Below are 23,723 nucleotides of genomic sequence, written 5' to 3' on the forward strand. Positions count from 1 at the left end.
CTACCGTATGTTCTCCGCGGCGACGCGCGCATCCCGGTGCACCATCCGTACCGCCTCGGCCACCGCGGCGGCAACTTCGCTGTGCCCGTTCCAACCCCAGTGGATGCCGTCCGGATTCGCGTCCCCGGAGTGGATGTCCGCGTGCACGGCCTCGCCGAGATCGACCAGCGGAACCGACTTCTCGGACGCCCACCGGTTGATGGCCCGGGCTGCGGCGGGACGACCGCGGTGCACCGCGCGGTACTGCGCGCTGCGGTGTACCGACGGCAGCGTGGCGATCACCGGAAGGTCCGGCCGCATGTACGCCAGCGACTCGCGGATGGTCTCGAGGTAGTCCACACTGACCCGCGGCGGCAGGGCCACCGGCCAGCCGAGCGGGGACAGCCGGGGCTGCAGCCACCCGTAGGTCTCCCGTACGACGCGGCGTAACCGCGGTGGGCGTACGTAACGCAGTGTTTCGCGCAGCGCCGTCGGCAGCGGGGACGGCAGGGTGTCCATGCCCCCGACGGCCAGCACGACGGCACCGGCCCGCGGGATCGTCGCCCACACGCGCGGATCCTGGGTCATGGCCCACCACGCGTCGCGGGTCGTCCACCCGATCCGTGCGACGAGCTCCACGTCCCAGTCGAGTTCGCGCGCCACGATGTTCGGCCAGATTCGCGGATGGTCCGCCGGGAGCCCGCCCTTCGGGCCGTAGTAGCTGAGGGAGTCCCCGATCACCAGCAGCGTCGGCCGGCGCGGACCGGCCGTCGGCCGTGGCTCAGAGGACGTCATCGGCCGCCACCGTCGCCGTCGCGTTCCACACGTCGAGGCGCCACGCGGGCCGGTCACCGTATCCGCTGAGCTGGACCCAGCCGGTGTTGCCGAGTCCGCCGAGGACCGGCCACCGGTCGACCGGAAGATCGAGCAGGGCGGCCGTGAGTGCCGCGATCAGTCCGCCGTGCGCGACGACGATGATCGGCCGATGCACCCACTGCTCGTGCTTGTCGAGCAGTTCCTGGATCACCGGGGCGCTGCGCCGCGCCACGTCGACCCGGCTCTCACCCTCGGGGGGTGCCCAGGTGGCGTCGGCCCGCCACGCCGCGCGGGCCCCCGGGGACACCGCGTCCACGTCGTGATGGGTCAGGCCCTGCCACCGGCCGAGATGGGTCTCGCGCAGCCTCGGATCGATTTCCACCGGCAGCCCGGCCTGGTCACCGAGTTCGACGGCGGTGTCGTAGGCGCGCCGCAGATCGGACGAGACGATGGCCACGGGACTGTGCTCGACGAGGACCCTGGCCGCGGCCACGGCCTGCCGCCGCCCCAGCGCGGACAGCTCGGTGTCGAGCTGCCCCTGCATGCGACTGGTGGCGTTGTATTCGGTCTGGCCGTGGCGTACCAGGATCAGCCGCCGGACCGGTACCGCGTGGGTCACCGGTCCCCCGGTGCGTCGTCCGGGACGGGAGTGGTGCCGCCTGCCGCTGCACCGGCGCCGGTGTCACCGGTCGGCGCGGGCGCGCCGGTGTCACCCGCCGGCGCGGGCGCGCCGGTGTCACCCGCCGGCGCGGGCGCGCCGATGCCGTCGACGGTGATCACCGGGCAGTCCTTCCACAACCGGTCGAGTGCGTAGAAGTTGCGTTCGTCGTCGTGCTGGATGTGCACCACCACGTCGACGTAGTCCAGCAGCGTCCAACGACCCTCGCGGGTGCCTTCGCGCCGCACGGGCTTGTGCCCGGCGAGCCGCAGTTTCTCCTCGACGTTGTCGACGATCGCGTTGACCTGGCGCTCGTTGGCCGCGGACGCGATCACGAAGCAGTCGGTGATGACCAGTTGCTCGGACACGTCGAGCACCACCACGTCGGTGGCCAGTTTCTCGTCGGCCGCGCGGGCCGCGATGCGTGCCATCTCGATGGCTTCTGCAGTTGCCGTCACTGCGGGGTCTTCCTCTCGGGGTGGGGACAGGACTCGGGGTGGGGATGAGACACGGTCGTCGTGCCGTCGGGGCGCCGCGAGTTCGCGGGCCGATACAGGTTGCGCTTGCTGATGTACTGCACCACCCCGTCGGGCACCAGGTACCAGATGGGTCTGTGCTCACGCACCCGCGTCCGGCAGTCGGTCGACGAGATGGCCAGCGCAGGTATCTCGACGAGACCGACGGTGTCGGACGGCAGCTTCGCGAGATGCTCGGCGAGGTGCTCGACGTGCAGGTCGTAGCCCGGACGCGACACCCCCACGAACCGGGCCAGCTCGAACAGCTCGGCCCAGTCCTGCCACGACAGGATCGATGCCATCGCGTCGGCGCCGGTGATGAAGTACAACTGGGCGTCGGGCATCAGGGCACGCAGGTCGCGCAGTGTGTCCACGGTGTAGGTGGCCTTCTCGCGTTCGATGTCGACCCGGCTGACGGAGAACTGCGGATTCGAGGCGGTCGCGATGACCGTCATCAGATAGCGGTCCTCTGCCGTGCTGACATCGTGTCCCGACTTCTGCCAGGGATGTCCGGTGGGCACGAACACGACCTCGTCGAGATCGTACCGGTCGGCTACTTCGCTGGCTGCGACGAGATGCCCGTGGTGGATGGGGTCGAAGGTTCCGCCCATGACACCGACGCGCCGGCGCGGCGGGGAATTCGGGACGGATGGCTCGTGCACGATGGTCCAGCTTACGGGTTCACACCGGCAGCAGGGCCGCCACCACCTGCGCGAGCTGCTGTGCGGACCGGCACTCGTGCATCGTGATCACCTCGCGGTACACCTCGGCCGCCGAATCTCCGGCTCCCCATTGGCCGCGTGGTTCCGGATTGAGCCAGTGGGCGTGCCGGGCAACGGCCACCAGGTGTTCGAGCGCGGCGAGGTTGGGATCGCGATAGTTGGTCCGTGCGTCGCCGAGCACGAGCAGTGAGCTGCGGCTGGTGAGGCTGTGCGCGTACCGCTCGGTGAACACGCCGAGCGCGTGACCGTAGTCGGAGTGGCCGTCGTAGGCGATCAGCTCGGCCTCACGCAGCATCCGCGACATGGCGACCCCGAGATCCGCGCCGGCGGAGAAGTGGTGAGTGACCTCGTCGGTGCTGTCGATGAACGCGAACACCCGGACGCGGGAGAACTGCTCGCGCAAGGCGTGCACGAGCAGCAGCGTGAAGTGGGAGAAGCCGGCGACCGATCCGGAGACGTCGCACAGCACCACGAGCTCCGGACGGGCGGGGCGTGGCTTGCGATTGACGAGGTCGATGGGCACTCCGCCGGTGGACATCGACTTGCGCAGGGTCCGGCGCAGGTCGATCGCCCCCGCGCGGGCCCGTCGCCGGCGCGCGGCGAGCCGGCTCGCGAGCAGCCGCGCCAGCGGGGTGACGCTGCGGCGCAGCGCGGTGAGCTCGGCGTCGGTGGCTCGCAGGAAGTCGACCTCCTCGGCCAGTCTGGGCACCCCGTACGTGGCGACGCGGTCGCGTCCGACCTGTTCGGCGGTGCGGCGCCGCGTCTCGCGTTCGACCATCGCCCGGAAGTCCGCCACCCGGCGCGCTGCCGTGCGGCGGGCCACCTCGGTGGCGTACTCGGTGTCCTGAGCCCGCTCCTCGGGACCGGCATTGCCGAGCAGTCCCTCGAGGATCTTCGACACCAGTGTCTCGGGCGAGACCTGGCGCAGGGCCTGGTACGCCGAGAACGACGACTTGTCACCCGAGGTGTACTGGCCCAGTTCCTCGACGATCTGCGCGGTCAGCAACTCGACGAGCTCGAACGCCTCGGCGGAGTCGTCGGCGAGCATCTCGGCGATCAGGTCCCGCAGCGCCTCGAAATCGATCTCGCCGTCCGGGGTGCGTGGCAGCGTCGGATCGATCCTGCCGGCCTCGCGGCGTCCCACCGCTGCCGGGAACCACAGGTCGAACAGGGCGTCGAAGGTCGGCCGATGGGTGGGCCGGCGCAGCAGAGCGCACGCCAGCCCCTCGCGCAGGGCGTCGCGGTCGAGCAGGTCGAGCACCGAGATGACCCGGCCGGCGTCGACGGTCTCCGACGGTCCTACGGGGATGCCGCGGCGGCGCAGCGCCTCGACGAACCCGACGAGGTGGCCGGGCAGCCCGTGCGGCGCCGACGGCCCGTGGTCCCGCAGCGGCGGGCGTGCCCCGGCCATGTCAGTTCAACCGCAGCTCGGCCGCGGCCCGCAGCTGATCGGACTGGTGTTTGAGGATCACGCCGAGCGTGGCCCGGACCGCCGCGTCGTCGAGGGTGTCCAGGCCCAGGGCGAGCAGTGTGCGGCCCCAGTCGATCGTCTCCGCCACCGACGGCAGCTTCTTGAGCTGCATGCCGCGCAGCACCCGGACCGTGCGGACGAGCTGCTCGGCGACCGCCTCCGGCAGCTCCGGAACCCGGCTCGCCAGGATGCGGCGCTCGAGGTCGGCATCGGGAAAGTCGAGATGCAGGAACAGGCAGCGTCGCTTGAGGGCCTCGGACAACTCGCGGGTCGCGTTCGAGGTGAGCACGGTGAAGGGCTTGCGGGTGGCGCTGATGGTGCCGAGTTCGGGCACGGTGACCGCGAAGTCGCTGAGCACCTCGAGCAGCAGACCCTCGATCTCCACGTCGGCCTTGTCGACCTCGTCGACGAGCAGCACCGTCGGGTCCTCCCGGCGGATGGCCGTCAGCAGCGGGCGCGGCAGAAGGAATTCCTCGGAGAACACATCCTGCTTGGTCGCGTCCCAGGAGTGGTCGGTACCGGCCTGGATCCGCAGGATCTGCTTGGCGTGGTTCCACTCGTAGAGCGCCCGCGACTCGTCGACCCCCTCGTAGCACTGCAGCCGCACCAGCTCGGCGCCGGAGGTCTGCGCCACCGCCCGGGCCAGCTCGGTCTTGCCCACCCCGGCGGGGCCTTCGATGAGCAGCGGCTTGCCGAGGCGATCGGCGAGGAACACCGCGGTGGCGGTGGCCTTGTCGGCGAGGTATCCCGTCTCGGCGAGGCGGTCGATCACCTCGTCGACGTCGGCGAAGATCGGCGGGGTGGTCGGCAGCGCACGGTCCACGCTGTGTCCTTTCGTCGGGGCAGGCCGGTCGGGGTGCGGGGTCTCGTCGACGCCGTCGGGCCGACCTCAGGCCGGCCGGGTGTGGCCGTCGCCCCAGACCACCCACTTGGTGGAGGTGAGTTCCGGCAGTCCCATCGGGCCGCGGGCGTGCAGCTTCTGGGTGGAGATGCCGATCTCGGCGCCGAACCCGAACTGCTCGCCGTCGGTGAACGCCGTCGAAGCGTTGACCATGACGGCTGCGGCATCGACCCGCGCGGAGAACTCACGGGCCGCGGCGAGGTCGGAGGTGACGATGGCCTCGGTGTGCCCGGTGCCGTACCGGTCGATGTGCGCGACGGCCGCGTCCAGGTCGTCGACGACGGCGAGCGCGACGTCGAGGCTCAGGTACTCGTCGGCCCAGTCCGATTCGGTGGCCGGTTCGAGGCCGGGCAGGTCGCCGTGCACGGTGACGCCGTGGCTGCGCAGTACCTGCAGCAGCCGGGGCACGACGTCGTCGGCGACGGCCTTGTCCACCAGGATCGTCTCGGCGGTGTTGCACACGCTGGGCCGGCGGGTCTTGGCGTTGACCACGATCTTCTCGGCCATCTCCGGATCGGCCGACGCATGCACGTACACGTGGCAGTTGCCCACGCCCGTCTCGATGGTGGGCACGGTGGCGTCGCGGACGACGGCGGAGATCAGGCCGGCGCCGCCACGAGGGATGACGACGTCGACGAGTCCGCGGGCCTGGATGAGGTGCGTGACCGAGGATCGGTCCGCGCTCGGCAGCAGTTGCACGGCGTCCTCCGGCAGTTCCTGCGTGGCGAGGGCGCCGCGCAGGGCCTCGACGAGCGCCGCGTTGGAACGGGCGGCGGACGACGACCCGCGCAGCAGGGCCGCGTTGCCGGACTTGAGGGCCAGCCCGAAGGCGTCGACGGTCACGTTCGGCCGGGCCTCGTACACCATCCCGACGACGCCGAGCGGCACCCGCATCTGCCGGATCTCGAGGCCGTTGGGCAGGGTCGAGCCGCGGACGACCTCGCCGATCGGGTCGGGCAGCCCCGCGACCTGGCGCAACCCCGCCGCAATGCCCTCGACCCGGGCCTGGGTGAGACGGAGCCGGTCGAGGAGGGATTCCTCGGTGCCTGCCGCGCGGGCGGTCTCGATGTCCTCGGCGTTGGCAGCGAGCACCGCGTCGGACGCGGCGAGCACGGCGTCCGCCGCGGCGTGCAGGGCGGCGTCCTTCTGCGCGGTGGTGAGCAGGGCGAGCCGGCGGGAGGCGACGCGGGCGCGACGGGCCGCGGCGTGCACGGCCTCGCGGGTGTCCCCGGCGCCGGTCGCCCGGACGTCCCCGGAAACGGTCGCAGATGAGTCAGGGGTCACGGCAGTCATGGCCTCCAGACTAGTCCGCGTCCGGACGGCTCAGCGCAGCCCGGTCCCCCGGGCCAGGGCGGTGTCGACCAGGGTGGAGAGCAACGTGCGGTACTCGAGGCCGCTGGCCTCCCACATGCGCGGGTACATCGAGATCGACGTGAACCCGGGCATGGTGTTGATCTCGTTGATCACCGGCCCGTCCTCCGTGACGAAGAAGTCGACCCGGGACAGGCCCTGGCAGTCGAGGGCGCGGAAGGCGCGGACCGCGAGGTCCCGGATCCGGTCGGAGACGTCGTCGTCGAGCTTGGCGGGCACGTCGAACTCGCACACGTCGTCGAGGTACTTGGTGTCGAAGTCGTAGAACGCCTCGTGATCGCCGGACGGGTCGGGCATCCGGATCTCGGCGACGACGCTGGCGCGCACGTCGCCGTCGGGGAACTCCAGTACACCGCATTCGACCTCGCGGCCGACGATCGCGGATTCGACGATCACCTTCGGGTCGTGCCGGCGAGCCTTGTCGATCGCCGCATCGAGCGCCGCCCAGTCGGCGACACGGCTGATCCCGATGGAGGATCCGCCGCGGGCGGGCTTGACGAACACGGGGAGGCCGAGACGCTGCTTCTGCTGCTCGGTGACGGTCGCGGTGCCGGGCCGCAGCACGACCTGGAATCCGACGGGCAGACCCTCCGCGGCCAGCAACTTCTTGGTGAACTCCTTGTCCATCCCGGCGGCGCTGGCGAGGACGCCCGGTCCCACGTACGGGACGCCGGCGAGTTCGAGCAGCCCCTGGATGGTGCCGTCCTCGCCATAGGCGCCGTGCAGCACGGGGAACACGACGTCGACGGAGGCGAGGACCTTGCCGAACTCGCCCTCGGCGAGGGCGACGATGTCACCGGCCCGGGTGGGATCGGCGGTGAGCACCAGCGCCGAACCGTCCGCGTCGACGGTCGGCAGTTCGCGGCCCGCCTTGGCGAGCCGTTCCGGGTCCGAGTCGGCGAGCACCCAGGCGCCGTCGGTGGTGATACCGATCGGGACGGCCTCGTAGCGTTGCGGGTCGAGGTGGCGCAGGATGCTGCCTGCCGAAACGCAGGAGACGGAGTGCTCGTTGCTGCGGCCACCGAAGACGACGGCCACCCGGATTCGGGGTGTGCTCACGGCACAAACCGTACCGGTGCCGCCCGCCCGGCCGGTATCCGAGTCCTGCTCAGCGCCGGGCGAGCGCACGGTCGAGATCGTCGAGCAGGTCGGCGGTGTCCTCGATCCCGCAGGACAACCGCACGAAGCCGGGCGGTACGGGATCACCCCAGCGGGCACGCCGGTCCGCGGTGGTGTGGATGCCCCCGAAACTGGTCGCGGCGGTGACGAGCTCGCTCACCGCGACGAACCGGTGGAACTGCTGCTCGTCGTCGAGCCGGAACGTCACCAGCGGCCCGAACCGGCGCATCTGCGCCGCGGCGACGGGGTGCGCGGGATCGTCGTCCAGACCGGGGTATCGGACGCCACCGACCGCGGGATGCTCACGCAGCATCGTGGCCACGGCGAGCGCGTTGGCGCACTGCCGGTCGAAGCGCAACCCGGCGGTGCCCAGGCTTCGGTGTGCCAGCCACGTCTCGAACGGACCGAGGACGGTGCCGGAGAGCAGGCGCTCGCGGTCGAGGGGTGGCACGAGTGCGCCGTCGGCCACGGCGAGGTACCCCATCAGCAGATCGCTGTGCCCGCTGAGCGATTTCGTGCCGCTGGCGACGACGACGTCCGCGCCCAGCGCGAGTGGCTGCTGCCCCAGCGGGGTGGCGGTGGTGTTGTCCACCACGAGCAGGGCGCCTGCGGTCCGGCACAGTGCCGCGGTGGCGCGCAGGTCGACGACGTCCAGTCCCGGGTTGGACGGGGTCTCGGCGAGCACGAGCGCGCCCGCACCAGCACCGGCGAGGACCGCGCGTAGACCTCCGTCGCCGAACTGGGCGCAGGTGAGTTCGTGAACCGTGATGCCGAGGGGTTCGAGGCATTCGCGCGCGTAGGCCCGCACCTGGTAGTACCCGTCGGCGGGGACGACGACGGTGCCGCCGCCCCGGCTCAGCGACCGCAGCGCGACGGTGACCGCCGACATTCCGGATCCGACGACCCGGGCTGCCGCCGCGCCCTCGAGCGCGGCCAGCGCGGATTCGAGGGCCCGCCAGCCCGGATGGGAGGCGCGGGCGTAGGTGTCGGTTTCGGTGCCCTCCGCCCCGAGCTGGTAGGGGGCCGCGAGAACCGGGCCGGGTTGCAGCGGCTCCCCCGGCACATGTTCGGCGGCAACAGCTTTCACGCAACGCGTCGAGTCCCCCGGCACGCCCTCACTCCGGCTTGACTCGACGGCCGAGGAGCAGTCCGATCGCCTCGGGCACCGACATGCCCTCGTAGCAGACGCGGTGCACGGCGTCGGTGAGCGGCATCTCCACGTCGTAACTGGCCGCCAGCGCCCGGACGGAGGTGCACGACTTGACCCCCTCGGCCACCTGGCCGTGGGTGGCCTCCTGCGCACTCTCGAGTGTCCCTCCCCGTCCCAGCCGCTCGCCGAACGACCGGTTGCGCGACAGGGGCGAGGTGCACGTGGCCACGAGGTCGCCCACGCCGGCGAGTCCGGCCAGCGTGGCCGGCTTGGCGCCGAGGGCAGTTCCCAGCCGCGTGATCTCGGCCAGGCCGCGAGTGATGATGGAGGCGACGGTGTTGTCACCGAGTCCGACCCCGGCCGCCATGCCGCACGCGAGGGCGATGACGTTCTTGCACGCGCCACCGATCTCGCAGCCGATCACGTCCGTATTCGTATACGGCCTGAAATAACCAGTGGCACATGCTCTTTGAATCTCGAGAGCGCGAGTGGAGTCGGAGCATGCGATCACCGTGGCGGCGGGCTGCCGATCGGCGATCTCACGGGCGAGATTCGGTCCGGACAGCACCGCGATGCGGTCGTGCTCGGCGCCGGTCACCTGAGCGATCACCTGGCTCATCCGCATGAGGGTGCCGCTCTCGATGCCCTTCGCCAGGCTCAACAGGGTCGCGTCGGGACCGATGTCGTCGCGCCACGCCCCGAGATTCGCGCGCAACGTCTGCGACGGCACCGCGAGGACGAGGAAGTCCACTCCGTCGAGAGCGACGCGATGATCCGCGGTGGCGCGCACCGTGGCGGGCAGTTCGACGCCGGGCAGGTAGTCCGGGTTCTCGTGCCGGGTGGCGATGGCCTCGGCCACCTCCGCACGCCGCGCCCAGATCGTCACGTCCGTTCCGGCCTCCGCCAGCACCTTGGCGAAGGCCGTCCCCCACGACCCCGCTCCCAACACCGCAGCCTTGCTCACGCAGTCCCCTTACTCGTGTCCGATCCCGTCCGCAGACCAGCGCCGCGGCTGCTCCAGTATCGCCCACCGCCCGCGCCCGCGACCGCCGTCGCCGCCGACTGGCAGAATCGACGACCATGACCACCGCGCACGTGCTGATTCCCGTCAAGGCCCTCGGCCTGGCGAAGTCGCGGCTCGCGCACGTCCTCGACCCCGGCGACCGAGCCGCCCTGGTGCTCGCGATGCTCGCCGACACCCTGCACGCGGCGCTGGCGGTCGAGGGGCTCGCCGTCACCGTCATCACCACCGACGCCGACGTCGCCGCGCTCGCCCTCGGCGCGGGCGCGCACACACTCGCCGATCCCCCGGCGGCTTGCACGGCCGGCGCATCCGTCGATCCCGCCTCCGTCGATCCCGCCTCCGTCGATCCACTGAACGCAGCGCTCGCCGCCGCCGCCCACCGGGTGCGCTCCCGCGAGCCGGGCGTGGATCTGATCGCGCTGCACGCGGACCTGCCGGCGCTGCGGCCCGCCGAGTTGTCCGCGGCGCTGTCCGCGGCACGCGAGGCCGGCCGGGCGGTCGTCGTGGACCACACCGGCACCGGCACCTCGGCGCTGCTGCACTGCACGCCCGGACCCCTCGTCCCGCTGTTCGGTCCCGATTCGGCGCACCGTCACGTGCGGGCGGGCGCCCGCCCCCTACCCGGGGACTGGCCCGGGCTGCGGCTCGACGTCGACACCGTCGCCGACCTCGAGGCCGCGACGGTGCAGGGCGTCGGGCCCGCGACGGCGTCGGCGCTCGGACGGATCGGATGGCCGATGCCTGTTCGTCATCCCGACTTCGGGTGACGGACGCCGACGGATTGTCCGCCGTTCCGAAACTGAGGGATGATCGACGTGTGAAACACGGCGATTCCACGGACCAGCGCATCGACACCGACCCTCCCGGGTTCGCCGGGGCATCCGGCGACGGAGGAGGCGGCCTCGACGGTGCGACCGCTACCCGTTCGGCCTCGGCGCCGAGCGCCCCGCCCGCCGCCACGACGCTGCAGGCCGTCGCCGACGGTCTGCCCCCGGACCGCTACCTCAACCGCGAACTGAGCTGGCTCGACTTCAACGCGCGGGTGCTCGCGCTGGCCGAGGACACGTCGCTGCCGCTGCTCGAACGCGCCAAGTTCCTCGCCATCTTCGCTTCGAATCTCGACGAGTTCTACATGGTGCGCGTCGCCGGCCTCAAGCGTCGCGCCGAGACCGGCTTGTCGGTCCGCTCCGCCGACGGGCTGTCGCCACGAGCGCAACTCGCGCTCATCGCGCGCAGCACCCAGGAGATCGCGCGCCGCCACGCCCTCGTCTTCCTCGACTCGGTCCTGCCCGCTCTGACTGCCGAAGGCATTTCGATCATCCGGTGGGACGATCTGGCGGACGACGAGAAGCAGCGCCTGACCGCTCACTTCGCCGAGCAGGTGTTCCCGGTTCTGACCCCGCTCGCGGTCGATCCGGCGCACCCGTTCCCGTACATCAGCGGGCTGAGCCTCAACCTCGCTGTCACCGTGAAGGATCGCCAGTCCGCCGGCGAGCACTTCGCTCGGGTCAAGGTGCCCGACAACGTCGATCGCTTCGTGCGGGTCCGGCGGGACGGCTCACCGGACGAGATCGACGCATTCCTTCCGCTCGAAGAACTCATCGCGGCACACCTCGACGTGCTGTTCCCGGGGATGGAGATCGTCGAGCACCACGCCTTCCGGGTCACCCGCAACGCCGACTTCGAGGTCGAGGAGGACCGCGACGAGGACCTCCTGCAGGCACTCGAGCGGGAACTCGCCCGTCGCCGTTTCGGTTCCCCGGTGCGCCTCGAGGTCGCCGACGACATGACCGAGCACATGCTCGAACTGTTGCTGCGCGAGTTGGACGTCGATCCCGCCGACGTGGTGCAGCTGCCGGGACTGCTGGACCTGTCGAGTCTGTGGCAGGTGCACGACGTCGACCGGCCCGATCTGAAGGACCGGCCGTTCGTGCCGGCCACCCACCCCGCTTTCGGCGAGCGCGAGACCCCCAAGAGCGTGTTCTCGACGCTGCGCGAGGGCGACGTGCTGGTGCACCACCCCTACGATTCCTTCTCCACCAGCGTGCAGCGGTTCATCGAGCAGGCCGCAGCCGACAGCCAGGTGCTCGCCATCAAGCAGACCCTCTACCGCACCTCGGGCGACTCCCCCATCGTCAACGCGTTGATCGCCGCGGCGGAGGCCGGCAAGCAGGTGGTGGCGCTGGTGGAGATCAAGGCACGCTTCGACGAACAGGCGAACATCAAGTGGGCCCGCAAGCTGGAGCAGGCCGGCGTGCACGTGGTGTACGGCCTGGTGGGTCTCAAGACCCACTGCAAGACGTGCCTCGTGGTCCGCCGCGAGGGCTCGCTCATCCGCCGCTACTGCCACATCGGCACCGGCAACTACAACCCGAAGACTGCGCGTCTGTACGAGGATGTCGGTCTGCTCACCGCGGCACCGGAGATCGGCGCGGACCTGACCGACCTGTTCAACACTCTCACCGGGTACTCGCGGAAGGCGAAGTACCGCAACCTGCTCGTCGCCCCGCACGGCGTGCGGTCGGGCATCATCGAACGGATCGACACCGAGATCGAGCACCACCAGGCCGGACGCGACGCCGGGATCCGCCTGAAGGCCAATGCGCTCGTCGACGAACAGGTCATCGACGCGCTGTACCGTGCCTCCCGCGCCGGGGTACCGGTCGAGATCGTCGTGCGCGGCATCTGCGCGCTCAAGCCCGGAGTGCCGGGGCTCAGTGAGAACATCACGGTGCGATCCATTCTCGGAAGATTCCTGGAGCATTCGCGCGTCCTGCATTTCCGGGCGGCCGACGAGATCTGGATCGGCAGCGCAGACATGATGCATCGCAACCTCGACCGCCGGGTGGAGGTGATGGCCCAGGTGAAGGATCCCCGGCTGGCTGCGCAACTCGACTCGATCTTCGAGTCGGCGCTCGATCCGGCGACCCGGTGCTGGACGTTGCGGGCCGACGGCACCTGGCTCGCGTCGCCGGCACCGGGAACCGCCGCCCGCGACCACCAAGAAGAGCTCATGCGCAGCCGCAGCTCCTGATCGGAAGGATGTCGGTGTCCCCCGTTTCCGACAACGCAATGCGAGCCAACATCTTCGCCGCCGGGGCCGTCCTGTGGCGAAGGAACCCGACCGCCCGGAACCGTATCGAGATCGCCGTCGTGCACCGGCCGCGCTACGACGACTGGTCCTTCCCCAAGGGCAAGCTCGATCCCGGCGAGACTCCCGTCGTCGCCGCCGTACGCGAGATCGAGGAGGAGACCGGGATTTCCGCGCGCCTCGGCCGGTCTCTCGGCAAGGTCACCTACCCGGTTCCGGGTCACCGGAAGCTCAAGCGAGTGGACTACTGGGCCGCCGCGGCATGCAGCGGCCGGTTCGTCCCGAACGACGAGGTCGACGAACTGCGCTGGCTCGCACCCGACGACGCCTACGCGGCCCTGTCGTACCCGATGGACCACACGGTGCTGCGGCGCTTCCAGGCCCTGCCGCCGGACACGGCGACGGTGCTGATCGTGCGGCACGCGAAGGCCGGCAGCCGCAAGAACCACCGCGGCGACGATCGGGACCGGCCCCTCGACGCGGCGGGCCGCGCCCAGGCCCAGGCCCTCGTGCCTCAACTGCTCGCGTTCGGCGCCGACAGCGTGGTCGCCGCGGACCGGGCGCGCTGTGTGCAGACGGTGCAACCGCTCGCGGACCGGCTCGGGGTCGAGGTCGCCGTCGAGCCCTCCCTGACGGAGGAGGAATACGGCGCCGATCCGCAACTCGGACGCAAGCGGGCACTCGAGCTCGCCCAGCGCGGTGGCGTGCCGGTGATCTGCAGCCAGGGCAAGGTGATTCCGGACCTGGTGCGATGGTGGGCCGAGCACGACGGGGTGGTCGCGCCGAACACGCGTAACCGGAAGGGCAGCACCTGGGTCCTGTCGCTGGCCGGCGACCGGCTCGTCGCAGTGGACCACATCGACAGCCCACTGCCCCCCGGCGCCGCCTGAACGCGCGTCGGCGGCCATCGGGGAGATCTCCCCGATGGCCGCCGAACGGACGGGATCCGGGCGGTAGCGCCGCTCTCGGCGGCGCCCCTTCTCGGCGACGGTCTTCCGGACCCGCGCCGTGCCGGAACGGCTACTTCTTGGCGGCGGCCTTGCGGGCCGGTGCCTTCTTGGCCGCCGTGGTCTTCTTCGCCGCGGTGGTCTTCTTGGCCGCGGTGGTCTTCTTCGCCGCGGTGGTCTTGGCCGGAGCCTTGGCCGCCGTGGTCTTCTTCGCCGCGGTGGTCTTCTTCGCCGCGGTGGTCTTGGCCGGAGCCTTGGCCGCCGTGGTCTTCTTCGCCGCGGTGGTCTTCTTCGCCGCGGTGGTCTTGGCCGGAGCCTTGGCCGCCGTGGTCTTCTTCGCCGCGGTGGTCTTCTTCGCCGCGGTGGTCTTGGCCGGAGCCTTGGCCGCCGTGGTCTTCTTCGCCGGAGCGGCCTTGGCGGCGGTCTTCTTCGCCGCCGCGGTCTTCTTGGCGGCGGTCTTCTTCGCCGCCGCGGTCTTCTTGGCCGCCGCAGCCGCGCCGCGCTTGACGGCCGGACCCGTCGCGGGGAGCTTCTGCGAACCGGCGATGACCGCCTTGAACTGAGCGCCGGGGCGGAAGGCCGGCACCGACGTCGGCTTGACCTTCACGGTCTCACCCGTACGCGGGTTGCGCGCGACCCGGGCTGCGCGGCGGCGCTGCTCGAAGACACCGAATCCGGTGATGGTGACGCTCTTGCCCGAGTGCACTGCACGCACGATCGCGTCGACCATGTGCTCCACGGCCGCCGTTGCTGTGCGCCTGTCCGAACCGAGTTTCTCGGTCAGAACATCGATCAGCTCTGCCTTGTTCATTGCATTCCTCCGCACATTACGGTCCACCGTCAGACCGACTCGAGTCCACGGTAGACCCGCAAACGGGCAAGAGTCTATGTGCCACGCCAATTCTCATGCAAATTGCCGGCGGGCCGGATCCGGACGTGCAGTCGGATCCGGCCCGCCGAGGCCCGATTCGAGGGCTCGATCAGGGCGCCGGAAGGGTTCGTGGTTTCCAAGAAGGCCTTGCGTTTTCGTACTCGGAAATCGCCTCTACCTGGCGCAACGTGAGTCCGATGTCGTCGAGACCCTCCAACAGCCGCCACCGGGTGTAGTCGTCAATGCTGAACGGCACCACGGTGGTTCCGGCGGTCACGGTACGAGCGTCGAGATCGACCTCGAGCTCCAGCCCCGGCTGCTGTTCGATGAGCTTCCAGAGCAATTCGACGTCCGGTTGTTCGACCTGCGCGGCCAGCAATCCGGCCTTGCCGGCGTTGCCCCGGAAGATGTCGGCGAAGCGGGACGAGATGACGACGCGGAAACCGTAGTCGGACAGCGCCCACACGGCGTGCTCGCGCGAGGACCCGGTGCCGAAGTCCGGGCCGGCCACCAGGACGCTGCCCCGGTCGAACGGCGGGGTGTTCAGCACGAAGGACGGATCCGTGCGCCACGCGGCGAACAGCCCGTCCTCGAATCCGGTTCGAGTGACTCGCTTCAGGTACACCGCAGGGATGATCTGATCGGTGTCGACGTTCGACCGGCGCAGCGGGACGCCGATTCCCTTGTGAGTGGTGAAGGCTTCCATCGAAAATTCTCCTTCGGTTCCGTGACCTAGTCCAGATCCGCCGGAGCGGAGAGAGTGCCGCGCACCGCAGTCGCCGCCGCGACCTGAGGCGAGACAAGGTGGGTGCGTCCGCCCTTGCCTTGGCGGCCTTCGAAGTTCCGGTTCGAGGTCGAAGCGCAGCGCTCACCCGGTGCCAACTGGTCCGGATTCATGCCCAGGCACATCGAGCAGCCGGCCTGACGCCATTCCGCCCCTGCGGCCGTGAATATCTCACCGAGACCTTCGGCTTCGGCTTGGGCACGAACGCGCATCGATCCGGGCACGACGAGCATGCGGACACCGTCGGCGACCGTGCGGCCCTGCAGGACGTCGGCGACGGCCCGCAGATCCTCGATCCGGCCGTTGGTGCACGACCCGACGAAGACGGTGTCGACGGGCACCTCCCGCAGCGGCGTCCCGGGTTCGAGTCCCATGTACCGCAGTGCCTTCTCGGCCGCGAGGCGCTCGCTCTCGTCCGCCATCGCCGCCGGATCGGGCACCGACGCACCGAGGGGCGCGCCCTGCCCCGGGTTGGTGCCCCACGTGACGAAGGGCGTCAGAGCCGACCCGTCGATGCGGACCTCGGCGTCGAAAACCGCATCCTCGTCGGTCTTCAACTGCTCCCACGCCGCCACCGCGGCGTCCCAGTCCGCGCCCTGCGGGGCGTGCGGGCGGCCCTTCAGGAACTCGTAGGTGATCTCGTCCGGTGCGATCATCCCGGCCCGGGCGCCCGCCTCGATGGACATGTTGCAGATGGTCATCCGCGCTTCCATCGACAGCTTCCGGATGGCCTCGCCGCGGTACTCGAGCACGTAGCCCTGGCCGCCGCCGGTGCCGATCTCGGCGATGACGGCGAGGATCAGGTCCTTGCTCGAGACGCCGGGGGGCAGTTCGCCGTCGACGGTGATCGCCATCGTCTTGAACGGGCGCAGCGAAAGCGTCTGGGTCGCCAGCACATGCTCGACCTCGCTGGTGCCGATACCCATCGCCAGGGCACCGAAGGCGCCGTGGGTGGAGGTATGACTGTCGCCGCACACCACCGTCGTGCCCGGCTGCGTCAGTCCGAGCTGTGGTCCGACGACGTGGACGATGCCCTGCTCCACGTCCCCCATCGGATGCAGCCGGATGCCGAACTCCTCACAGTTGCGGCGCAACGTCTCGACCTGGGTGCGCGAGACGGGGTCGGCGATGGGCTTGTCGATGTCGACCGTGGGCACGTTGTGGTCCTCGGTCGCGATGGTCAGGTCCGGGCGCCGCACGGGCCGATTCGCCAGCCGCAGTCCGTCGAACGCCTGCGGGCTCGTGACCTCGTGCACGAGATGCAGATCGATGTAGATCAGGTCCGGCTGCCGTGCCGCCCCCTCTCCCGTACCGCGCACGACCACGTGCTGGTCCCACACCTTCTCCGCCAGAGTCTTTCCAGCCATCTTCTCCACCTGTCGTACGTGACGAACGCGGTTCCCGTTCTCGGGCTGTCCCGGGCCGCGAATACTGTCGTCCCCGCCGGTTTCCGCGTGGGCTATGCTTCCCATTATGCGAGACGGAGGTATCGACCTATGAGACAGCATAGCGGGATCGGAGTGCTGGACAAAGCCATGGCGGTCCTCCACGCGGTGGCTCGGCAACCGTGCAACCTCACCGAACTGTGCGCTCGCACCGGACTACCCCGCGCCACTGCCCACCGCCTCGCGGTCGGGCTCGAAGTGCACCGGCTGCTCGCGCGCGACGGCGACGGCCAGTGGCGACCGGGCCCCGGCCTGGCCGAACTGTCCGCGGGCGCGGGTGACCCGCTCGTCGATGCGGCCTCGCTCGTTCTCCCGCGGCTGCGCGAGATCACCGGGGAGAGCGTGCAGTTGTACCGGCGGGAGGGCACGCACCGGGTATGCGTCGCCGCACTCGAACCACCGACAGGTCTGCGCGACACCGTCCTCGTGGGTGCGAGACTGCCGATGACTGCCGGGTCCGGCGCGCGGGTCCTGCTCGCCTGGGCCGACGCCGCGACGCAGCGGGCGATCCTGCCGGAGGCCGCATTCGGCGAGCGGGTGCTCGCCGAGGTGCGTCGCCGGGGCTGGGCGCAGAGCGTCGCCGAACGCGAACCCGGCGTCGCCTCGGTGGCCGCACCGGTGCGCGATGCCTCCGGTTCGGTCGTCGCCGCCATCTCCGTCTCGGGACCCGTCGACCGGATGGGCCGCCGGCCCGGAGCGCGGTGGGCCGCGGACCTGCTCGCGGCCGCCGACGCCCTGCACAAGCGGCTCTAGAAGGCTGTCGCATCCGCCGGCTCCTGTGCCACAGTGCACGGATGGGAACCCACCAGCGCGCACAGATCACGATGTCCGACGCCGAGATCGGCGACTTCCTCGGCCGCAGCCGCGTCGCGACGATGGCCACCGTCGGCCCCGGCGGCCTCCCCCACCTCGTCGCGATGTGGTACGCCGTGCTCGACGGCGAGATGTGGTTCGAGACGAAGCTGAAGTCGCAGAAGGCGGTCAATCTGCGGCGCGACAACCGGATCAGCGCGCTCGTCGAGGACGGCCACACGTACGACACGCTGCGCGGAGTCTCCCTGGAGGGGCATGCCGAGGTGGTCGAGGACCGGGACGTGCTGTTCCGCGTGTGCCGGAGCGTGTGGGAGCGCTACACGGGCCCGTACACCGAGGACGTGCGTCCCGCGATCGAGCAGATGATGCACAAGCGTGTCGCGGTGCGCGTCGTCGCGGAACGAACCCGGTCCTGGGATCACCGCAAGCTGGGACTGGCGGCCATGCCGATCGGCGGCAGCACCGCGCCGTACCTGTTCGAATCGCTGGAAAACCGCGCGACAGACGCAGGGCTGCCGGGTTAGATTCCCGATGGCCCGGCCGAGTACCGGGTGGGGAAGGGAGACAGCGATGCACGAGCCGAACGAGGAGCGGATCGCGGAGCAGTTCCGCGCAGCCCTCGAACGCAAGAATCAGCACGCCCGCCGCGGCACGGACCATCTCGACGGGAGGGCCAAGGCGCAGGCGCCGCACGGCAGCGCCGACCACCGCCGCAATTTCCGGCGCAAGAGTGGTTGACGAGCGCAGAACGACGAAGGTCCCTGCCGATCCGTGGATCGGCAGGGACCTTCGTTTGGTAGCCCCGACGGGATTTGAACCCGCGCTACCGCCTTGAGAGGGCGGCGTCCTAGGCCGCTAGACGACGGGGCCAGGAACTTTCACTGCTCGGAGAAGAACACCCTTCGAACTCGCGATCGAAGGGCCTTCCGTGGTAGCCCCGACGGGATTTGAACCCGCGCTACCGCCTTGAGAGGGCGGCGTCCTAGGCCGCTAGACGACGGGGCCAGGAACTTCTTCTCCGGTACTCCCCCACCTTGCGGCGGAGGCTCAGCCAGCTTAACCGGCCGAGGCTCGGTGACAAAATCACCGGGCAGACGCTGGGGTACCAGGACTCGAACCTAGAATGGCTGAACCAGAATCAGCTGTGTTGCCAATTACACCATACCCCAATGGCTTGTTCCGGAGACCCGCCTCGCGGCGGTGCGGCCTCCGTTCCGAACCGAGAAGAAGGTTAGCACCATCGGTGCCCCCAATTACAAATCGCCTGGTCAGGCCGGGTAAATCCGGCCCGGCCCGGTCACGGGCGATCCCGCCGCCGGGCCCGGACCGGCTCAGGCGATGCGGGCGCGGGCGGCACGCAGACGCGCCAGCGAGACGTCCCGGCCGAGCAGTTCCATGGACTCGTACAGCGGCGGACTGATGTGCGAGCCCGTGAGGGCCACGCGCACCGGCGCGAAGGCCTTGCGAGGCTTGAGGCCGAGCTCGTCGATCAGCGCGGCCTTGAGGGCCTCCTCGAGGGACGCCGCCTTCCACTCGGCCACGCCACCGGCCGCAGCGATCGTCGCATCGAGCACGGGCGCGGCGTCGGGACCGAGGTTCTTGGCTGCGGCCGCCTCGTCGAGGACGAAGTCGGCCTCGTCGACGTAGAGGAACTTCAGCAGGTCCCACGCGTCCGACAGCACCACGATGCGGGTCTGGACCAGCTCGGCCGCCTCCGCGAACCGGGCGTCGTCGACGTCCGCGGTGATACGGCCGTGCTCCACGAGGAACGACTTCAGCCGTGCCGTGAAGTCGCCCGGCTCGAGCAGGCGGATGTGCTCGGCGTTGATGGCGTCGGCCTTCTTCTGGTCGAACCGCGCCGGATTCGAGTTCACCTTGGCGATGTCGAACGCGGCCACCATCTCGTCGAGCGAGAAGACGTCACGGTCGTCGGCCAGCCCCCAGCCGAGGAGCGCGAGGTAGTTGAGCAGGCCCTCGGCGATGAAGCCGCGGTCGCGGTGGATGAACAGGTTGGACTCGGGGTCGCGCTTGGAGAGCTTCTTGTTGCCCTGACCCATCACGAACGGCAGGTGACCGAACTCGGGCGTGAAATCGGTCACGCCGATGCGCTGCAGCGCCTCGTAGAGGGCGAGCTGGCGCGGCGTCGACGAGAGCAGGTCTTCGCCCCGCAGCACGTGGGTGATCCGCATGAGGGCATCGTCCACGGGGTTGACCAGGGTGTAGAGCGGGATGCCGTTGCCGCGGGTCAGTGCGAAATCGGGCACGGTGCCGGCCTTGAACGTGGTCTCACCGCGGACCAGATCGTTCCAGGTCAGGTCGTGATCGGGCATGCGCAGGCGCACGACGGGCTTGCGCCCCTCCTCGCGGTACGCCTGCCGCTGCTCGGCGGTCAGGTCACGGTCGTAGTTGTCGTAGCCGAGCTTCGGGTCGCGGCCGGCAGCGCGGTGGCGCGCCTCGACCTCTTCCGGCGTGGAGAACGACTCGTACGCCTCGCCCGCGTCGAGCAGCCGGGCGACGACGTCGAGGTGCAGGTCTCGCCGCTGCGACTGCCGGTACGGCTCGTACGGGCCGCCCACCTCGGGGCCCTCGTCCCAGTCGAGCCCGAGCCACCGGAGCGCGTCGAGGATGGCCCGGTACGACTCCTCGGTGTCGCGGGCGGCGTCGGTGTCCTCGATGCGGAACACGAAGGTGCCGCCGTGGTGACGGGCGAAAGCCCAGTTGAACAGGGCGGTGCGCACGAGGCCCACGTGCGGGGTTCCGGTCGGGGACGGACAGAAACGAACGCGTACTTCGCTGTTGGTCATGGCTCACTCGGGTCGAGGGATCGAAAAGACCCCTCCAGGCTAGTCCCGGCCGATCGCGAAGCCGCGGCCTACCTGCGCTTGGCGGTCACCGGGTTGGTCAGCGTGCCGATGCCCTCGACGGTGATCGAGACGGTGTCGCCGTCGACGAGCGGTCCGACGCCCTCCGGGGTGCCGGTGAGGATCACATCGCCCGGCAACAGGGTCATCACCGCCGAGACCCACTCGATCAGCTTCGGAATGTCGTGCACCATCAACGACGTTCGGCTCCGCTGACGCGTCTGTCCGTCGACCTGCGCGGTGATCTCGAGATCCGTGGGATCGATGTTCGTCTCGATCCAGGGCCCGAGGGGGCAGAACGTGTCGTGCCCCTTGGCCCGCGTCCACTGTCCGTCCTGCTGCTGATGGTCACGCGCCGAGACGTCGTTGGCCACCGTGTAGCCGAGGACGACGTCGAGCGCCTTCGCGGCCGGAACGTCCTTGCAGGGGCGGCCGATGACGACGGCGAGTTCGGCCTCGTGGTGGACGAGGTTGCTGCTCGGCGGGAGCACGATCGGCGCCCCCGGGCCGACGATGGAGGTGTTCGGCTTGAGGAAGATCACCGGCTCGTCGGGGACCTCGTTGCCGGACTCGGCCGCGTGGGCAGCGTAGTTGCGGCCGACGCAGACCACCTTGCTCGCCAGGATCGGCGCCAGGAGCCTGACGTCGGCGAGCGGCCAGCTGCGGCCGGTGAAGGTCGGGGTGCCGAAAGGATGTTCGGCGATCTCCTTCGCGATCGCGGCGTCCCCCTCCCCCTCGATGCTGACGAAGGCGACACCGTCCGGGCTGGCAATTCGACCAAGGCGCATGCCGGGGAGTCTATCCGTGCCGCCGCCCGCAGCCCTGCGGACCACGTCGCCCAGGTATAGGCTCCCACACAGAAGTTCACTCTACGGGATTCTTGTTTCAGATAGTGAGATGACATGACGGTTCGGGACATCGGCGCGCGGCGCTGGGTCATCCTGGCGCTCGGCGTGTTCGCGCAGGCGGCTCAGGCAGTCCTCGTCAACGGCGCCGCCTTCCTCATCCCCACGCTGCACGAGGACTGGGGCCTCACGCTTGCACAGGCCGGAACACTTTCCGCCGCACCGTTATTCGGAGTCGTCTTCAGTCTCGTCGCATGGGGTGCCCTGGCCGATCGGTACGGCGAGCGGCGGGTCCTGGCCGTCGGACTCGCACTGGCCGCGGCGGCCGCGGCCGCGGCCGCCGCCAGCGGGACAGCGCCGATGCTCGCGCTCATGCTGGCCCTCGGCGGCGCCGCCGCGGCGAGTGCCAACGCCGCGAGCGGCCGCGTCGTCGTCGGCTGGTTCCCACCGCAGCAGCGCGGTCTCGCCATGGGGATCCGGCAGATGTCGCTGCCGCTCGGCGTCGCCGTCGCCGCACTGGCCATTCCTCCGCTCGCGCGCGACCACGGAATCGGCTCGGCCCTGGCCTTCGCCGCCGCGGTGTGTGCCGTCGCCGCGGTAGCGTGCGCGATCGGCATCGTCGATCCACCGCGGCCGGAACGCGCCCGGGCCGCCGAACTCGGCCTGCTCGACAACCCCTACCGCGCCGGGCGGTCGCTGCAACGGATCCACGCGGCGTCGGTCCTGCTGGTGGTGCCGCAGTACGTGGTGTGGACCTATGCGCTGGTGTGGCTGATCTCCGAGCGCGGCTGGACCGAGTCCGCCGCGGGCCTGGTCATCACCGCCGCGCAGTTCCTCGGTGCGCTGGGTCGCGTCGCCGCCGGCGGGTGGTCCGACCGGGTCGGCAGCCGCCTGCGGCCGCTGCGGCTCGTGGCGCTCTCGGTGGTGCTGTCCATGGCCGCGCTCGCGGCCGCCTCGCTCACCGACTCGGCCGTCGCCGTCGCGCTCCTGATCGTGGCCTCGGTGACGACGGTGGCCCCGAACGGCCTGGCCTTCACCGCGGTCGCCGAGATCGCGGGACCGTTCTGGGGTGGCCGCGCGCTGGGCATCCAGAACACCGGCCAGTTCGTCGCCGCGGCGTGCGTGGGTCCCGCGTTCGGCGGGCTCATCGCACTGGCCGGCTTTCCCGCGGCGTTCGCGCTCGCCGCGCTGATCCCGGCCGCCGCGGTGCCCCTGGTCCCCCGCAAATGAGCCGGTGCGGCCTCCCGGACGCCGGGAGGCCGCACCGGGACGGGGTCAGAGGGCGGCCGCGATGCGGTCGCCGACCTCCGTGGTCACGATCGGACCCGCGCCGCGGGCGGCGAGGTCCGCCTCGACCGCACGCTCGACCCGGGCCGCCTCGTCCGGCCGGCCGAGGTGGCGTAGCAGCAGGGCGACCGACAGGATCGCCGCGGTCGGGTCGGCGATACCCTTGCCCGCGATGTCCGGGGCGCTGCCGTGGACCGGCTCGAACATCGACGGGTTGGTGCCGGAGGCATCGATGTTGCCGCTGGCCGCCAGTCCGATGCCCCCGGTGACCGCACCGGCGAGATCGGTGACGATGTCGCCGAACAGGTTGTCGGTCACGATCACGTCGAACCGGCCCGGGTCGTCGACCATGTAGATGGTGGCGGCGTCGATGTGGCAGTAGGCCGTCTCGACGTCCGGGTACTGCGCGCCCACCGTCTCGACCGCACGCGTCCAGATGGCACCGGCGTTGGAGAGCACGTTGGTCTTGTGGATCAGGGTGAGGTGCTTGCGGCGGCTCTGCGCGAGCTCGAAGGCGTACCGCACGACGCGTTCGGCTCCGAACCAGGTGTTGATCGAGACCTCGGTGGCGATCTCGTGGGGGGTTCCGACGCGGATGGCACCGCCGTTGCCGGTGTAGGGGCCCTCGGTGCCCTCCCGCACCACGACGAAGTCGATCTCCGGCTGGGCCGCGAGCGGGGACCTCGCCCCGGGGTACAACCGCGACGGCCGCAGATTGACATGGTGATCGAGCGCGAACCGCATGTTCAGCAGCAGACCCCGCTCGAGCACGCCCGGGGTGACGGAGGGGTCGCCGATGGCGCCGAGCAGGATCGCATCGTGCGCGCGGATCGCCGCCAGGTCGGCGTCCGGGAGCAGTTCCCCGGTGGCGTTGTACCGCCGGGCGCCGAGGTCGTACTCGGTGGTCTCGAGGTCGGGGACGAGCGTCCCGAGCACCTTGAGGGCCTCTGCCGTGACCTCGACACCGATGCCGTCACCGGGAATGACCGCTAGCTTCATGGACACACTCTCTTCCTCTTCGCGACGACGGCCGCGACCGTGTTCGACGATCGC

23 protein-coding genes and 3 tRNA genes are annotated in these 23,723 nt (G+C 70.5%); 7 read left to right on the forward strand and 19 right to left on the reverse strand.

All coding sequences use genetic code 11. The annotated features are described in order from the left end of the window. From octT to LZP97_RS10280, 10 genes are all read right to left on the reverse strand, one after another. Nucleotides 1-774: a diglucosylglycerate octanoyltransferase gene (gene octT / locus LZP97_RS10235; RefSeq protein WP_026137649.1), complete on the reverse strand. Its 774-nt coding sequence runs from the start codon at nucleotides 772-774 to the stop codon at nucleotides 1-3. Continuing rightward, on the reverse strand, nucleotides 761-1,414 hold the full coding sequence (locus tag LZP97_RS10240) for a histidine phosphatase family protein (RefSeq protein WP_010594229.1): 654 nt from the start codon (nucleotides 1,412-1,414) through the stop codon (nucleotides 761-763). The genes octT and LZP97_RS10240 overlap by 14 nt, the downstream gene beginning before the upstream one ends. Next, the gene (rsfS, locus tag LZP97_RS10245; RefSeq protein WP_048770810.1) at nucleotides 1,411-1,911 is read right to left on the reverse strand and encodes a ribosome silencing factor; all 501 of its coding nucleotides are present in this window, start codon (nucleotides 1,909-1,911) and stop codon (nucleotides 1,411-1,413) included. The genes LZP97_RS10240 and rsfS overlap by 4 nt, the downstream gene beginning before the upstream one ends. Further along, nucleotides 1,908-2,630, reverse strand: a complete 723-nt coding sequence (nadD, locus tag LZP97_RS10250; RefSeq protein ID WP_228287198.1) for a nicotinate-nucleotide adenylyltransferase — start codon at nucleotides 2,628-2,630, stop codon at nucleotides 1,908-1,910. The genes rsfS and nadD overlap by 4 nt, the downstream gene beginning before the upstream one ends. Nucleotides 2,631-2,649: 19 nt before the next feature. Next, nucleotides 2,650-4,101: a vWA domain-containing protein gene (locus LZP97_RS10255; RefSeq protein WP_048770808.1), complete on the reverse strand. Its 1,452-nt coding sequence runs from the start codon at nucleotides 4,099-4,101 to the stop codon at nucleotides 2,650-2,652. Nucleotide 4,102: 1 nt separating this feature from the next. Further along, the gene (locus LZP97_RS10260) at nucleotides 4,103-4,984 is read right to left on the reverse strand and encodes an AAA family ATPase (RefSeq protein ID WP_003937011.1); all 882 of its coding nucleotides are present in this window, start codon (nucleotides 4,982-4,984) and stop codon (nucleotides 4,103-4,105) included. Between the two features lie 66 nt (nucleotides 4,985-5,050). Beyond that, a complete protein-coding gene (locus LZP97_RS10265) occupies nucleotides 5,051-6,355 on the reverse strand; it encodes a glutamate-5-semialdehyde dehydrogenase (RefSeq protein ID WP_010594225.1) in 1,305 nt (434 codons plus the stop codon). 30 nt (nucleotides 6,356-6,385) lie between these two features. Beyond that, a complete protein-coding gene (locus LZP97_RS10270; RefSeq protein WP_026137648.1) occupies nucleotides 6,386-7,492 on the reverse strand; it encodes a D-alanine--D-alanine ligase family protein in 1,107 nt (368 codons plus the stop codon). A gap of 49 nt (nucleotides 7,493-7,541) precedes the next feature. Then, the gene (locus LZP97_RS10275; protein ID WP_026137647.1) at nucleotides 7,542-8,663 is read right to left on the reverse strand and encodes a cystathionine gamma-lyase; all 1,122 of its coding nucleotides are present in this window, start codon (nucleotides 8,661-8,663) and stop codon (nucleotides 7,542-7,544) included. 4 nt (nucleotides 8,664-8,667) lie between these two features. Continuing rightward, nucleotides 8,668-9,666: an NAD(P)H-dependent glycerol-3-phosphate dehydrogenase gene (locus tag LZP97_RS10280; protein ID WP_010594222.1), complete on the reverse strand. Its 999-nt coding sequence runs from the start codon at nucleotides 9,664-9,666 to the stop codon at nucleotides 8,668-8,670. Between the two features lie 116 nt (nucleotides 9,667-9,782). On the opposite strand from LZP97_RS10280, the gene cofC reads away from it, so the two are divergent. Genes cofC through LZP97_RS10295 form a run of 3 tightly spaced genes read left to right on the forward strand, consistent with a single transcriptional unit; the run spans nucleotide 9,783 to nucleotide 13,707 of the window. After that, nucleotides 9,783-10,493 carry a 2-phospho-L-lactate guanylyltransferase gene (cofC, locus tag LZP97_RS10285; protein WP_048770805.1) on the forward strand — a complete coding sequence of 237 codons (711 nt, stop codon included), beginning with the start codon at nucleotides 9,783-9,785 and terminating at the stop codon, nucleotides 10,491-10,493. Between the two features lie 50 nt (nucleotides 10,494-10,543). Then, the gene (locus LZP97_RS10290; RefSeq protein ID WP_017680309.1) at nucleotides 10,544-12,760 is read left to right on the forward strand and encodes an RNA degradosome polyphosphate kinase; all 2,217 of its coding nucleotides are present in this window, start codon (nucleotides 10,544-10,546) and stop codon (nucleotides 12,758-12,760) included. 8 nt (nucleotides 12,761-12,768) lie between these two features. After that, entirely contained in the window at nucleotides 12,769-13,707 is a 939-nt protein-coding gene (locus tag LZP97_RS10295) for an NUDIX hydrolase (protein WP_010594219.1), read from the forward strand. 130 nt (nucleotides 13,708-13,837) lie between these two features. Here LZP97_RS10295 and LZP97_RS10300 read toward each other — a convergent pair whose 3' ends face one another. The 3 genes from LZP97_RS10300 to leuC form a co-directional block, all read right to left on the reverse strand. Continuing rightward, nucleotides 13,838-14,575: an HU family DNA-binding protein gene (locus tag LZP97_RS10300; protein ID WP_048770802.1), complete on the reverse strand. Its 738-nt coding sequence runs from the start codon at nucleotides 14,573-14,575 to the stop codon at nucleotides 13,838-13,840. 169 nt (nucleotides 14,576-14,744) lie between these two features. After that, the gene (gene leuD, locus LZP97_RS10305) at nucleotides 14,745-15,341 is read right to left on the reverse strand and encodes a 3-isopropylmalate dehydratase small subunit (protein WP_048770800.1); all 597 of its coding nucleotides are present in this window, start codon (nucleotides 15,339-15,341) and stop codon (nucleotides 14,745-14,747) included. Nucleotides 15,342-15,367: 26 nt separating this feature from the next. Beyond that, nucleotides 15,368-16,786 carry a 3-isopropylmalate dehydratase large subunit gene (gene leuC, locus LZP97_RS10310; protein WP_010596556.1) on the reverse strand — a complete coding sequence of 473 codons (1,419 nt, stop codon included), beginning with the start codon at nucleotides 16,784-16,786 and terminating at the stop codon, nucleotides 15,368-15,370. Between the two features lie 129 nt (nucleotides 16,787-16,915). On the opposite strand from leuC, the gene LZP97_RS10315 reads away from it, so the two are divergent. The 3 genes from LZP97_RS10315 to LZP97_RS10325 are packed head-to-tail and all read left to right on the forward strand — an operon-like array spanning nucleotide 16,916 to nucleotide 18,415. Then, nucleotides 16,916-17,617, forward strand: coding sequence for an IclR family transcriptional regulator (locus LZP97_RS10315; RefSeq protein ID WP_010596557.1), 702 nt, complete (start codon nucleotides 16,916-16,918; stop codon nucleotides 17,615-17,617). A gap of 41 nt (nucleotides 17,618-17,658) precedes the next feature. Then, the gene (locus tag LZP97_RS10320) at nucleotides 17,659-18,201 is read left to right on the forward strand and encodes a pyridoxamine 5'-phosphate oxidase family protein (RefSeq protein ID WP_010596558.1); all 543 of its coding nucleotides are present in this window, start codon (nucleotides 17,659-17,661) and stop codon (nucleotides 18,199-18,201) included. Between the two features lie 46 nt (nucleotides 18,202-18,247). Then, complete coding sequence (locus LZP97_RS10325) at nucleotides 18,248-18,415, forward strand: DUF5302 domain-containing protein (protein ID WP_010596559.1); 168 nt, start codon at nucleotides 18,248-18,250, stop codon at nucleotides 18,413-18,415. A gap of 56 nt (nucleotides 18,416-18,471) precedes the next feature. Here the strand turns inward: LZP97_RS10325 and LZP97_RS10330 are convergent. The 5 genes from LZP97_RS10330 to LZP97_RS10350 form a co-directional block, all read right to left on the reverse strand. Next, nucleotides 18,472-18,547, reverse strand: a tRNA-Glu gene (locus tag LZP97_RS10330). 59 nt (nucleotides 18,548-18,606) lie between these two features. Further along, a tRNA-Glu gene (locus LZP97_RS10335) sits at nucleotides 18,607-18,682 on the reverse strand. 92 nt (nucleotides 18,683-18,774) lie between these two features. Continuing rightward, nucleotides 18,775-18,846, reverse strand: a tRNA-Gln gene (locus tag LZP97_RS10340). A gap of 162 nt (nucleotides 18,847-19,008) precedes the next feature. Continuing rightward, nucleotides 19,009-20,481, reverse strand: coding sequence for a glutamate--tRNA ligase (gltX, locus tag LZP97_RS10345; protein ID WP_010596560.1), 1,473 nt, complete (start codon nucleotides 20,479-20,481; stop codon nucleotides 19,009-19,011). 68 nt (nucleotides 20,482-20,549) lie between these two features. After that, nucleotides 20,550-21,326 carry a fumarylacetoacetate hydrolase family protein gene (locus tag LZP97_RS10350; protein ID WP_017680301.1) on the reverse strand — a complete coding sequence of 259 codons (777 nt, stop codon included), beginning with the start codon at nucleotides 21,324-21,326 and terminating at the stop codon, nucleotides 20,550-20,552. A gap of 114 nt (nucleotides 21,327-21,440) precedes the next feature. Between LZP97_RS10350 and LZP97_RS10355 the strand changes: the two genes are divergently transcribed. After that, nucleotides 21,441-22,613 carry an MFS transporter gene (locus tag LZP97_RS10355; RefSeq protein ID WP_203010804.1) on the forward strand — a complete coding sequence of 391 codons (1,173 nt, stop codon included), beginning with the start codon at nucleotides 21,441-21,443 and terminating at the stop codon, nucleotides 22,611-22,613. Between the two features lie 45 nt (nucleotides 22,614-22,658). Here LZP97_RS10355 and LZP97_RS10360 read toward each other — a convergent pair whose 3' ends face one another. Then, the gene (locus LZP97_RS10360; RefSeq protein WP_010596565.1) at nucleotides 22,659-23,669 is read right to left on the reverse strand and encodes a 3-isopropylmalate dehydrogenase; all 1,011 of its coding nucleotides are present in this window, start codon (nucleotides 23,667-23,669) and stop codon (nucleotides 22,659-22,661) included. Nucleotides 23,670-23,723 lie beyond the last annotated feature (54 nt).

The organism is Rhodococcus sp. DMF-1 (assembly GCF_021441945.1).
Taxonomy (GTDB): Bacteria; Actinomycetota; Actinomycetes; order Mycobacteriales; family Mycobacteriaceae; genus Rhodococcus; species Rhodococcus ruber.